This is a genomic window from Phascolarctobacterium succinatutens CAG:287, from assembly GCF_000434895.1.
GTDB classification, from domain to species: Bacteria; Bacillota; Negativicutes; order Acidaminococcales; family Acidaminococcaceae; genus Phascolarctobacterium_A; species Phascolarctobacterium_A succinatutens_A.
Genome location: NZ_FR892812.1, coordinates 12,889 through 24,778, shown reverse-complemented (window position 1 = coordinate 24,778; position 11,890 = coordinate 12,889). Strand labels below are relative to the sequence as shown.

Here is an 11,890-nt window from a genome sequence, read left to right as displayed (position 1 = left end):
TTTAGGGGGTTATCAGTATTTTAGAATTTAAACCTGTAACATTGGCACAAAAGCCTTTGTTTGAAAGCTATATATCAAAATCACATCAAAATGGCAGCGAATGTGCCTTTTCCAATCTTTTTATCTGGCGTGACTGCTATCATATTTATTGGTGCGTAGCGCACGATTTCCTTTTGCTGAAGGTTAAACGCAACAACGTTGATTTCTACATTCAGCCTTTTGGCGGACGCGATGAGGATTTGCCGCGTCTGATGCAGGAGCTGAAGGAGGAGCATCAGGGCAAACCGTTTGAAATGCATGGTATCTATGATTTTACCAAGGAGCGCTTTGAGCGCGTGATGCCGGGTCTGACATATGAAGAAGACCGCGACAACTGGGATTATGTATATCTGCAGGAAAAGCTGGCAACACTTTCCGGCCGTAAGCTGCACGGGCAGAAAAATCACTATAATGCCTTCGTCAAGGCGCATCCGGATTTTGTTTATGAGCCGATTACCATGGATAATATGATGGAATGCCTGAACTTCGGCGAGCGCTGGTGTGATGAGCATATGGCAGAGGATCCTTCGCTGCTGTGCGAAAAATATGCTATCCAGGAGGCCTTCCTGAGCTTCGAGCAGCTGGAGCTGCGCGGCGGTGCAATCCGTTTCAACGGTAAAATTCAGGCCTTCAGCTTTGGCAAGAAGATTAACGAGGATACAGCGGTGCTGCATGTAGAAAAGGCGCGTCATGATGTACGCGGCCTGTATACTGCTATTACCAAGGAGTTCGCCGCTCATGCCTGGACGGATGTAAAATATCTCAACCGCGAGGAGGATATGGGACATCCCGGTCTGCGTGAGGCAAAAATGGCGCTGCATCCGGAATTTATGGTGAAAAAATATAATGTAATTATTGGGTGAGGTAGCTTATGATTTACCGTGTTTTGAGCAAGGAGCGTATGTACCAGGCAGAGGAGCTTTGGGACTATTGCTTTGAAAAAAAGACAGAGCCTTTCTTTCAGTACTATTTTGAGCAGTACTGCGGTAAGGATAATATGGTTATCGGTGGCTTTGATAAAGTCGGCGAGGAAGAAAAGCTGCGCACGATGCTGCATGTAAATCCCTATATGCTGCGCTTGCGCGGGCAGGAGATGCTGGTGCCGTATCTTGTAGGAATTGCCACCGCTCCGGAAGCACGCGGGCAGCACCTTTTGCGTCCGCTTTTGGAAACTGCCTTTGAGGTGCTGCGTTCACAGGGGTTTCCTTTTGTGACGCTGATGCCTATAAGCGCCGGAATTTATCTGCCGTACGAATTTGCTTATTGCTATTATCGTCATGAATATAAAATGCCTTTGGCAAAGCTTCAGCCTGCTGCAATAGGTGATGACCTGTCGGTAGAACGTCTGGACTTAGTTTCCTTGCTGCAATCTTTAAAGGAGGAAGATGCAGAAATGCAGTCTTGCAATCCTTTGACCGACGTTTACGCAAGCGTTACTGCGGCATGGAACGGCGTACCGCAGCGCACTGCGTTCCAATGGCGCAAGCTATTGTCTGTAATTACGCAGGAAAATGTTTTGTGCGCTGTTGTCTATCGTGCGGGGGCAGCAGTGGGCTATATGCTTTACTCGCTGAATGACGGCAAATTCAACGTGCAGGAGCTGCTTACGCAGAACGCTGCGGCGAAGAACCGTCTGCTGCAATATGCCGCAGGACACAGGAGTGAAGCGCAGGAGCTTTGCTGGCTGGCGGAGCCGTGGGATAAAACATATCTGGACTTTGCGGACCAAGCGCTTACAGGCAGGCTGCAGCCGTTTATGATGGCGCGCTGTCTTGATGCGCGCGCGGCGCTCGCCAAGCTGCCGGTAGCAGAAGATATGAGCAGCGGCAGTGTTGTTGTGTTGCTTACGGATAAGATAATTGAGCGCAATAATCATCTGCTGCAGCTGCGCACGTCACCGGGCAAGCTGGAGGCAGTCAGCACGCTGGAGCAGGAAGAGGTTACCATGGATATGGGCACCTTTACCCAGCTTTACTTCGGTGCCTTCAGTGCCAGTGAACTGTGGGAGGCAGGGCGCATCAAGTGCAATGATGTGCAGAAGCTGCAGCTGCTCGACGAGCTTTTCCCAAAATGTCGCACGTACAATAACGAATATTTTTAAAGCTATGCAGGCTGTCGGAAGAAAACGACAGCCTGTTTTTCAACAGAAAAACCCATGCCTTACTTAACGTAAAGCATGGGCTGATTTTTGTCTGTACAGAATTTATTGTGCTGTTATTCTCTTTTCCATAACGTTATAAGCGATATCACCGTCATGCGGTTGGCCGTTGACTTTAACATTGCCATGAAAGGCTGCGATTTTCGTCTTCCAGCAGTAGCTGCCGCTATCTGCGGTGATGTTATTAGTATTGTCGTTAAACTGCAGATTGCCATCTACATAAGCAGTTCTGTCAGAATGATATACATCTACCTTATCGCAGGCGAAGCTCATATCGCCGAAGCTTAGATGAATGTTACCCTGTCCGTGAACCTCCATAGCATAAAGATATACCTTAGTGGCATCGCCGGTAATGGTTAAGGTTGTGTCATGTGCCGGAAACTGTACAAAGACGTGTCCCTGCAGGTCATATACGCCAGTGAGCGGATTGAATGTGCGGCTGTCGCTGGTGATTACCGGATCGGCAAAGCACATAGAAGGCAGCATCATAACAAGCATAGTTAATATTAAAAGAAATTTCTTCATGAATAAATCACCTCTTGTAGCATGAAAAACAGGAGAAATTTTTAGTGTACTCTTTATTATAGTATTTTTAGAGAGTCGGTGCAAGCGTTAAAAAAGATTTTTTTAGAAAAAAAGAGGATTTTCCCTTTATACATTGAATATAGATTATGTGTGAAATGTAGTTGGAGGCGGAGAGGGTAATGAACGGAGATTTTGAAAACTTTAAAGAGCAGGTGCGCAGCACAGCCGATATGGTAGAGATAATCTCCGGTTACGTGCCGTTGAAAAGGAAAGGCCAGAACTATTGGGGCTGCTGCCCGTTTCACGGAGAGAAAACACCGTCCTTTTCGGTGAACCCCGGCAAGAGCATGTTTTATTGCTTTGGCTGCCATGAGGGCGGAGATATTTTTAAGTTTATTATGAAAATCGAAAACTGCAGCTTTATGGAAGCATTAAAGCTGCTGGCTGGCAGATACGGTATTCCGATACCGGAAAAGCAGAAAACGGCCGCAGAAATTGCACGCGAGAAACAAAGAGAAAGCATTTACAGTGCTAACGAGCTGGCGTCAAAATTCTTTCAGGCCTGTCTGACAAAAACTGCTCATGGTGAACCGGCGCTGGCATATCTTGCCGGGCGTGGCATCAGCAGAGAGATTATTGCCAGCTTTGGCATAGGCTATGCGCTGAATAACTTTACAGCACTCGTCACCTCGCTGGGCAAGCGTGGCTGTCAGCCGCAGGTTTTGGAGGCTGCCGGCTTGGCAGCACAAGGACGCAGCGGCTATTATGACAAGTTTCGCAACAGGGTGATTATTCCAATCCGTGACGCCCGTGGTCGTATAGTAGGCTTTGGCGGGCGCGTGCTGGACAACAGTACGCCTAAGTATCTGAATACAGCGGAAACGCAGTGGTTTAATAAGCGGCGCCTGCTGTTCGGTTTGGATATTGCGCTGAAGGCTATCCGCAAAAGCGGTAAGGCTGTAGTTGTTGAAGGCTACATGGACGCCATCAGCCTGCATGCTGCCGGCTTTGATAATGTGGTAGCGTCTATGGGTACGGCCTTTTCGCAGGAGCAGGCTAAGCTGCTGCAGCGTCTGGCGGATGAAGTAATCTTCTGCTATGACAGCGATAGTGCCGGACGTAAGGCCTCGGTGCGAGCAGTGAGCATTGCTCGGGAAGCGGGGCTGAAGGTGCGCATTGCCGGTGTGCCTGATGGTAAGGATCCTGATGAATATGTTCGCCAGCATGGTAAGGATGCTTTTGAGAAGGTGCTGGCGGCAGCGCAGAATGGTATAGATTTTCAAATAGATGAAACAATCCTGCAAAATAATGTAGCAAATTTAGCAGGAAAAGTTGAAGCTGTGTCGAATATACTACCATTCCTACTAGAATGTAAAAATGAAATTGAAGCATCGGAGCATATCCGAAGATTGGCGCAGCGGCTGACTATCGATGAAGGCCTGATAGCGGAGGAATACCGCAAGGCAGCACGCAAGGGTGGCAGACAGCAGGCTGGACAGTTGCAGGTTATGCCCGAAGAAAAAAGCGCCGGCGTTGGCCAGCAGGCCGAGGAGCTGCTCCTAAGGCTGCTTTTGGAGCAGCCGCAGCTGTGTGATGAATGCAGCATGGATGTGCAGGAAATCGGCTTTGAGAATGCTGTGCTGGCACAGCTTTTTGAGCGGTTGTGCGAGCTTGGCATTGGGTATACGACGGATAAGCTGAATAATATTCTGGATGATGCAGCGCAGACAGCATTGGCACGCATTCTGGCACATCAGCTGCCGGAAGGCGATACGGATAAGCTTTTGCAGGACTGCCTCAGACAGATGCGACGGCTGCGTTTGGAAAAGGAATATGAAAAACATCGTCTGTTGGCAGATGAATATGAAAGGTCGGCAGATGAGCGTTTTCTTGGGGAATTAATGGAAAGTCAAAGGATAAAGAATGAAATCAAAAAACTCTATGGAAACTAAAAAAACTATGGAAGGAGGGGACACCATGGCTACAACGAGCAAAATAACTCCGGAACAAATCGAAGAGCTTATCCGCAAGGGAAAGGCTAATAAGGGTGTTCTCACCTATAGTGATGTAATGAGCCTCACTAATACTATTGAAGATATTACTACCGAGGATGTTGAGTACCTCTATGAGGTGATTGCACGCAAGGGGTTAGATTTAGTTGATGACAATTCAGCTGATGAGGATGTCCTGCCTCTGGTAGGCCATGATGACGATAGTGACGATCAGGAGGTCAGCGAATCTGAGCTGGCTAATCTGTCTGTGCCGGAAGGCATCAGCATTGATGATCCTGTACGTATGTATCTGAAGGAAATCGGCAGAGTGCCTCTGCTTGTAGGCGAGGATGAGGTTAAGCTGGCTAAGCGCATGGATAAGGGCCGTCAGGCAGAGCGTATTCAGCGCGGCAAGATGATTGAACTGGAGGAGCCTGCGTTTACTGCTGAGGACAGCGGCAGCACCTTGATTGAAAAGCTGCGTGAAAACATGAAAGAGGAATGGCAGATTACCAGAATGCGTTCTGTTTTCCGCGTAGCTCAAATGATTAAGGAGCGTCATAAAGCAGGTAATCCTTATACTATCGCTGATTACGAGAATCTGATTTTTGAATTCACTAAGGACGAACGCCTGCATCTGCAGCGTCTGATGGCAGAACAGAAAACGATGATTCCTGATTGCGAGCAGTTTGTTGTTGCACGTGAGACAAGCGATAAGGATGACCATAAGCTTTACCATATTAAGGCAATGCTTGAAGAAATCAAGGAACGCCTGAGTGATGGCAGAGAAAAGGATACCAAGGTTGTTGAAGCCTACTGCAACATAGATGAAGATTTTGAAAAGCTTTTGAAGGCAGTTGTAACCCAGGGCAATGATGCTAAAAAGTGTCTGTCTGAAGCTAACCTGCGTCTGGTAGTAAGCATTGCTAAGCGGTATGTTGGTCGTGGCATGCTGTTCCTGGATTTGATTCAGGAGGGCAACCTGGGCCTGATTAAAGCCGTAGATAAATTTGACTACAACAAGGGCTTTAAGTTCAGTACCTACGCTACATGGTGGATTCGTCAGGCTATTACCCGTGCGATTGCCGATCAGGCACGTACAATCCGTATTCCTGTACATATGGTGGAAACCATTAACAAGCTTATCCGCGTTTCCCGTCAGCTGCTGCAGGAGCTCGGTCGCGAGCCGTTGCCGGAAGAAATTGCCAAGGAGATGGATACTTCCGTAGACAGAGTACGCGAGATTATGAAAATTGCGCAGGAGCCTGTTTCTCTGGAAACTCCTATCGGCGAAGAAGAGGATTCGCATCTGGGCGATTTCATTGAGGATCATGATGCACCGGCACCTGCTGATGCTGCTTCCTTTACTCTGCTGCGTGAGCAATTAGGTGAAGTACTTGAAACGCTTACCGTTCGTGAAAAACGTGTGCTGGAGCTGCGCTTTGGCTTGGAGGATGGCCGCAGCCGTACTCTGGAAGAGGTTGGCCAGCACTTTGGAGTAACCCGTGAGCGTATACGTCAGATTGAAGCTAAGGCATTGCGCAAGCTGCGTCACCCCAGCCGTAGCAAAAAGCTGAAGGACTTCTTAGAATAATAGTTGACAAACAGCTATAACTATTATAAAATAATACTGTTTGGTAGATTGCATGGGCCTATAGCTCAGTGGTAGAGCCGCCGGCTCATAACCGGCTGGTCGTAGGTTCGAACCCTACTGGGCCCACCAATACCTTACATCAGCAAAACGAAGTGAACGCAGGTCATAAGACCTGCGTTTTTAATTTTCTGTTATTTGACATTTATCTGCTTATAGTGACATAATTAAATAGTTATCAAGAATACAGATTCATTTCACTGAATAAGTTTGAATAATTACCAAGGAGGCAAGAATGTTTACTTTAAAAAATGGTGACGGTATGGTTTGGCCTGACGGCAAGCGTATCGCCGTGATGGTTACCTTTGATTTTGATGCGGAGCTGCTGCGTAAATCTGTAATCGGCAAGCGAACAATCGGCTTTTCCGATACAAGCAGAGGTCAATATGGTCCTGATGAGGGTTTAAAGCGTTGTTTGGATATGCTTGAACGGCAACAGCTCAAAACAACCTTTTTTGTTCCAGGCCGCATTGCGGAGCTTTATGCAGATAAAGTTCAGCAAATAGCGGATGCAGGACATGAACTTGCCTATCACGGCTATCTGCACGAAGCCTCTGTAGATATGCCTGCTGATGAGGAAAGAGAGAATATGGCCAAGAGTGAGGCGCTGCTGGAAAAAATAAGCGGCCACAAGGTTGTCGGCTATCGCGGTCCACTGGATTTATTGCCTAACTGTGCAATGCAGCTGATGGCTGAACGTGGATATTTATACGGTTCTACACTTAAGGATTGCGACTGGGCGTATGTGCATGAGGACTACCCGCTTGTGGAGCTTCCTACTGAGCCGACGCTGGATGATTTCTCCTGGTTCTACTTTTCTTATGCTGATGAAGCTACAATTACCTGTAGTTATCCGGTGGACTATGTTTACGATATCTGGAAGGATAATTTTGACGAGCTTGCCAATGAGGGCGACAAAATTTTTGTGCTCAAGCTGCATCCGCAGCTTATCGGCCGCAGCAGCCGCGTGCGCATGCTGGAACGCTTTATTGCCTATATGAAGGCGAACGGCGCATGGCTTGCAAGCTGCGAAGAGGTAGCGCGTTACGTAAAGGAGTTTTATGCTAAACGTGCGGAAGGAGGCGAAGCATGATGAACTGGAACTGGCCTGATAATAAGCGTATTGCTTTACTGCTTTCCTTTGATATCGATGCGGAAACTCTGTGGCTTACACGCAACGATATCAATGAACGTCATCTGGTGCACATGTCCCGCGGTCTTTATGCTACGAAGCAGGGCTTGCCGCGCATCCTGAAAATGCTGGAGGAGGAAGGTCTTAAGGCAACCTTTTTCACTACTGCCTATACAGCGGAAATTCATCCGGAAATCATTCAATACATTGCAGCACAGGGACATGAAATCGGCTATCACGGTTATCTGCATGAAGTAAAGGATACCTATGAAGAAGAAAATGCGCTGATGGATAAGGTTGATGCTATCTTCCGCAGCCTTACCGGCAAACGTCCCGTAGGTGTGCGTATGCCTGATGGTATCTTGCATGATTTTCATAAGCAGCTCTGGCTGGACCGCGGTTGCATCTATTCCTCCAACTGGCGTAATAATGACGGGCCTTTCCTGCTGCAAATAGATGGCAAGGAAATACCTATCGTTGAGCTGCCGAAGGACGGCATTGTTGATGATACCTCCTATGATATGTATACTCTGCAGCATCCGGAGCATTATTACCTGCGCAGCGGACGCGAAATGGTGCAGATTTGGCAGGATGAGTTTGACGGCCTGGCAGACGAGGGCCGCATCATTAACTTTGTTATGCATCCGCAGTTTATAGGTCGTCCGGGATATGTTCGTGCATTGCGTTCATTTATTCATTATGCAAAAGAAAATGGAGCCTGGATTACTACTGACGAAGCCTGCGCTAAACATGTTTTAAAGCAGAAGGGCTATGACATTGAGGTTAAGTACTGATTAAAAAAATCTGTTGGCAGTGTCGTTGATTCTATGGTATAATAATTCATTATATGAGCAAGTTTACTCATTAAATGTACGGAGTAAACAGATATTAAAAAATGAGAGGGGTTTTTCTAATGAAAAAGTTTACAATGAAAAGTATTTTTGCTTTCTTGGCAACAGCAATGCTGGCTATGATGCTGGTAGGCTGCGGTGGCGAGAAAAAAGATGCTGCAGCTGATGCAGACAAGGGTGACAAATGGGTTGTTGCTATCAACTCCACCTTCCCGCCGTTTGAATCCGTAAAGGAAGGCATCAAGGATTACCAAGGTGTTGATATTGATATCGCTCACTACATCGCCAAGAAGATGAACAAGAAAATCGAATTCACCGATATGAAATTCGCTTCTTTGGTACCTACTCTGCAAAGCGGTCGTGCTGATGTTATTATCTCTGCAATTTCTCCGACTTCCGAGCGTGAAAAGGTTGTATCCTTCTCCAAGCCGTATTATTTCCCGATGAAGGCTATTCTCTGCAAAAAGGGTGCAGGCTATGACGCTATGGATAAACTGAAGGGTAAAAAAGCCGGTGCTTCTATGGGTACTACCTATGCTAAAGAGCTGAAGGCTGTCGGCGGTATCGAAGTTGTTGAAATGGATACCACTCCGCTGGTTGTTCAGGATATTAAAAACGGTCGTCTGGCTGCAGGTCTGTTTGATTCTTCCCAAGCTGCTGTTTTCGTAAAACAAAATCCTGATCTGGAGCTGCACGTTCTGCAGGGAACTGTAGTAAAAGACGATACCTTTGCTATTGCGCTGCCGAAGGATTCCAAGGATGTTGAAAAAATCAACGAAATCCTGAAGGAAATGCGCACCAATGGCGAGCTGCACAAAATTCTCGTAGCTCATCTGGGTGAAGAAGGCACTAAAGAATACGAAGCTGCAATTGCAAACCTGGATATTGCAAAGCTGTAAGAGGTGAATTGAGCAGATGTTAGATTTTTCCGTTCTGGAACCTTATATACCGCTTTTGGCAACCGCTGTCTGGATTACGCTTAAATTTACTTTCTTTTCTACAATTATGGGCTTTTTCGGCGGCTTTATCCTGGCGCTGATAACATTGTCCAAAAACAGAGTGCTTTCCTTCCTGGCGAAGGTTTATATTTCTGTCTTCCGCGGTACGCCGCTTTTGGTACAGCTGATGCTGATTTACTTTGCGACACCGCAATTGACAAGCTATACTATTTCTGCCCTGGAGGCAGGCGTGCTTTCCTTCGGCCTGAACAGTGCCGCATATATTTCCGAAGCACTGCGCGGCGGTATTCTTGCTGTCGACAAAGGCCAGTGGGAGGGCGCAATGTCCTTGGGCGTGCCTAAGCATCGTTTCCTGCTGGATATTATTCTGCCGCAGGCTATTAAGAATGCATTGCCTTCACTGGTAAACGAAAGCATTATGCTGCTGAAGGATTCCAGCCTTGTTTCCGTTATCGGCGTTGCAGACACGTTGCGTTGGGCAGATTTGATTCAGGCTAAAACCTTCCGTGCGTTTGAAGCCTTTATCGTAGCAGCTGCTGTTTATTATGTTTTGGTTATGGCCCTGAACTTTTTGGGCGGTTTGTTAGAAAAGAAGGTGCGCATCAGTGATTGAGATTCAACACCTGTCTAAAAGCTTTGGCAATTTAGAGGTTCTTAAGGATGTTTCCCTGACAATAAAAAAAGGTGAGGTTGTGACCATTATCGGTTCTTCCGGTTCAGGAAAATCTACGCTGCTGCGTTGTATCAATCTGCTGGAGCAGCCTACTGGCGGAGCAATTTTGTTCGAAGGTAAGGACATCGTAAATTCCAAAATTAAAATTGAAGATATCCGCAAGAATGCCTGCATGGTGTTCCAGCATTTTAATCTTTTTGCTAATATGACTGTTCTGGAGAATATGACCTACGCTCCCCGTGTAGTAAACGGTCTGTCCAAGCAGGAGGCCAAGGAAAAGGCTATGAAGCTGTTGGCAAAGGTTAATCTTTCCGACAAAGCCAATGAATATCCCAGCCGTCTGAGCGGCGGCCAGAAGCAACGTGTAGCGATTGCGCGTGCTTTGGCGATGGAGCCGAAGGTGCTGCTTTTGGACGAGCCTACCTCCGCACTTGATCCGGAAATGGTCAAGGAGGTACTGGACGTTATCAAGCAGCTTGCCAATACCGGTATTACCATGGTTCTGGTTACCCATGAAATGGGCTTCGCTAAGGACGTTTCAGATACCGTTTATTTCATGGACGGCGGTTATCTGATTGAAAGCGGTACGCCGGATGAAGTATTCAACCATCCGAAAACGGAACGCGCGAAGAAATTCCTTAATTCTGTTTTGGTATAAGGAAATACGAATGAAAATATTTATAATTAATCCTGACTTTGGGGTTACTCCTGAGCAGATGGCAGTACGCTGTCATCTGCTCAGTGCGCATGTAGGTCCTGATGTGGAGCTGCACATGGAGTGCCTTGTGGAAAATCATATCGAAATTGATTCTGCTCTGGATGCTGCGCTTGCTGCGCCCGAGATTATCAAAATGGCTGTGCGTGCGGAAAGCGAAGGCTATGATGCAGTCGTGCTATACTGCTTCAGTGATCCTGCGGTGGATGCCTGTCGTGAAATTGTAAGCATACCTGTGGTAGGCGGCGGTCAGGCGAGCTGCCTTCTGGCTCCGCTGGTAGGCAGGCAGGCCGGGCTTTTGCTGGCAGATACTGCGCGCTATGCGGAAAAGCAGCTTTTTGTTGCTCAATGCGGTGTTGATCCTGCGCGTATTGCTGCAATTGGTGGTATTGAGGCCCGCGGTGTCGATTTGTGGGCAGAGCGTGAGCGTGTTCTGGACCTGCTTACGGAAGCCGGCAAAAATTTGCTGGCGGTAGGCAGAGTGCAGGTACTGCTTTTGGGTTGCTTATCCTTTTTAGGTTTGGCGCACCCGCTCAGTGAGCGTTTGGGTGTTCCGGTTGTTGACCCGGCGGTGGCACCGGTGGCGCTGGCGGAATGCCTTGTACGGCAGGGGCTCAAAACAAGCCGCAAGGCTTATCCTGCACCGCCGCTGCGCAAACGGACGTGGCAGAGCGGCCAATTATAAACAGCTTGCTTTTCTATAGGAAATAGTGTAAGATAATATTAGTATCAAAATCTTAAGAAGAGAGGTTACTGTTTTAATGAAAAAGAGCTTATTGACTTTGATTATGGCTTTGGTTATGGCTTTGGCTTGCACAACCAGCGCGTTTGCTGCCGAAGAATTGGGATATGTAAATGTTGAACGTGTTTTCCGCAGCTATCCTGATATTCAGACTACTATGAGCGTTATCAATCTGGAGCGCCAAAAGGCTGAAAATGAATTCAACGAAAAGGCTCCGAAACTTGACGACAAGGGCAGACGTGAGCTGGGCGAAAAATTATCCGCTCAGGTAGATAAGAAGGAAGCTTCCCTGCTGAATCCTATCCGCGAAAAAATCCGCAAAACTATCGGCCAGGTAGCAAAAGCTCATGGCATTGCTAATGTAGTTGATGCCAGTGCTGTTGTATTCGGCGGCAAGGATCTGACTGAAGAAGTCATCGCTGCTGTTGCTCAAGGCAAATAAAGGCTAATGTTA

Annotated in this window: 12 protein-coding genes and 1 tRNA gene; 12 read left to right on the top strand and 1 reads right to left on the bottom strand. The window is 47.3% G+C overall.

Translation table 11 applies throughout. From position 1 onward, the window contains the following. Positions 1–56 precede the first annotated feature (56 nt). Entirely contained in the window at positions 57–902 is an 846-nt protein-coding gene (locus BN587_RS08660) for a DUF2156 domain-containing protein (RefSeq protein WP_303684944.1), read from the top strand. A gap of 8 nt (positions 903–910) precedes the next feature. Next, positions 911–2,140, top strand: a complete 1,230-nt coding sequence (locus BN587_RS08655; protein ID WP_021720727.1) for a GNAT family N-acetyltransferase — start codon at positions 911–913, stop codon at positions 2,138–2,140. Between the two features lie 102 nt (positions 2,141–2,242). Here the strand turns inward: BN587_RS08655 and BN587_RS11460 are convergent, their stop codons facing one another. Continuing rightward, positions 2,243–2,722, bottom strand: coding sequence for an OstA-like protein (locus BN587_RS11460; protein ID WP_021720726.1), 480 nt, complete (start codon positions 2,720–2,722; stop codon positions 2,243–2,245). A gap of 179 nt (positions 2,723–2,901) precedes the next feature. Between BN587_RS11460 and dnaG the strand changes: the two genes are divergently transcribed. The 10 genes from dnaG (at position 2,902) to BN587_RS08600 (ending at position 11,878) form a co-directional block, all read left to right on the top strand. Beyond that, a complete protein-coding gene (dnaG, locus tag BN587_RS08645) occupies positions 2,902–4,674 on the top strand; it encodes a DNA primase (protein WP_021720725.1) in 1,773 nt (590 codons plus the stop codon). Positions 4,675–4,699: 25 nt separating this feature from the next. Continuing rightward, entirely contained in the window at positions 4,700–6,307 is a 1,608-nt protein-coding gene (gene rpoD / locus BN587_RS12260; protein WP_021720724.1) for an RNA polymerase sigma factor RpoD, read from the top strand. A 54-nt stretch (positions 6,308–6,361) separates the two neighbouring features. Beyond that, positions 6,362–6,436 (top strand) — tRNA-Ile (locus BN587_RS08635). Positions 6,437–6,599: 163 nt separating this feature from the next. Beyond that, positions 6,600–7,457: a polysaccharide deacetylase family protein gene (locus tag BN587_RS08630; protein ID WP_021720723.1), complete on the top strand. Its 858-nt coding sequence runs from the start codon at positions 6,600–6,602 to the stop codon at positions 7,455–7,457. Beyond that, entirely contained in the window at positions 7,454–8,290 is an 837-nt protein-coding gene (locus BN587_RS08625) for a polysaccharide deacetylase family protein (RefSeq protein WP_044484669.1), read from the top strand. The genes BN587_RS08630 and BN587_RS08625 overlap by 4 nt, the downstream gene beginning before the upstream one ends. A 119-nt stretch (positions 8,291–8,409) precedes the next feature. After that, positions 8,410–9,246: a substrate-binding periplasmic protein gene (locus BN587_RS08620; RefSeq protein ID WP_021720721.1), complete on the top strand. Its 837-nt coding sequence runs from the start codon at positions 8,410–8,412 to the stop codon at positions 9,244–9,246. A 16-nt stretch (positions 9,247–9,262) separates the two neighbouring features. Continuing rightward, positions 9,263–9,919 (top strand): amino acid ABC transporter permease, encoded by a 657-nt coding sequence (locus tag BN587_RS08615; RefSeq protein ID WP_021720720.1) that lies wholly within the window; start codon positions 9,263–9,265, stop codon positions 9,917–9,919. Continuing rightward, the gene (locus tag BN587_RS08610) at positions 9,912–10,637 is read left to right on the top strand and encodes an amino acid ABC transporter ATP-binding protein (RefSeq protein WP_021720719.1); all 726 of its coding nucleotides are present in this window, start codon (positions 9,912–9,914) and stop codon (positions 10,635–10,637) included. Before BN587_RS08615 ends, BN587_RS08610 begins: the two co-directional genes overlap by 8 nt. Positions 10,638–10,647: 10 nt before the next feature. Then, entirely contained in the window at positions 10,648–11,379 is a 732-nt protein-coding gene (locus tag BN587_RS08605) for an aspartate/glutamate racemase family protein (protein ID WP_021720718.1), read from the top strand. 76 nt (positions 11,380–11,455) lie between these two features. After that, on the top strand, positions 11,456–11,878 hold the full coding sequence (locus BN587_RS08600; protein ID WP_021720717.1) for an OmpH family outer membrane protein: 423 nt from the start codon (positions 11,456–11,458) through the stop codon (positions 11,876–11,878). The last annotated feature ends 12 nt before the right edge of the window (positions 11,879–11,890 follow it).

What these genes read in the sequence shown, in the direction of transcription:
- BN587_RS08630 (WP_021720723.1), top strand. Translation starts at nt 6,600, where the DNA reads ATGTTTACTTTAAAAAATGGTGACGGTATGGTTTGGCCTGACGGCAAG.
- BN587_RS08605 (WP_021720718.1), top strand. Translation starts at nt 10,648, where the DNA reads ATGAAAATATTTATAATTAATCCTGACTTTGGGGTTACTCCTGAGCAG.
- BN587_RS08625 (WP_044484669.1), top strand. Translation starts at nt 7,454, where the DNA reads ATGATGAACTGGAACTGGCCTGATAATAAGCGTATTGCTTTACTGCTT.
- BN587_RS08620 (WP_021720721.1), top strand. Translation starts at nt 8,410, where the DNA reads ATGAAAAAGTTTACAATGAAAAGTATTTTTGCTTTCTTGGCAACAGCA.
- BN587_RS08655 (WP_021720727.1), top strand. Translation starts at nt 911, where the DNA reads ATGATTTACCGTGTTTTGAGCAAGGAGCGTATGTACCAGGCAGAGGAG.
- rpoD (WP_021720724.1), top strand. Translation starts at nt 4,700, where the DNA reads ATGGCTACAACGAGCAAAATAACTCCGGAACAAATCGAAGAGCTTATC.
- dnaG (WP_021720725.1), top strand. Translation starts at nt 2,902, where the DNA reads ATGAACGGAGATTTTGAAAACTTTAAAGAGCAGGTGCGCAGCACAGCC.
- BN587_RS08615 (WP_021720720.1), top strand. Translation starts at nt 9,263, where the DNA reads ATGTTAGATTTTTCCGTTCTGGAACCTTATATACCGCTTTTGGCAACC.
- BN587_RS08600 (WP_021720717.1), top strand. Translation starts at nt 11,456, where the DNA reads ATGAAAAAGAGCTTATTGACTTTGATTATGGCTTTGGTTATGGCTTTG.
- BN587_RS11460 (WP_021720726.1), bottom strand. Translation starts at nt 2,722, where the DNA reads ATGAAGAAATTTCTTTTAATATTAACTATGCTTGTTATGATGCTGCCT.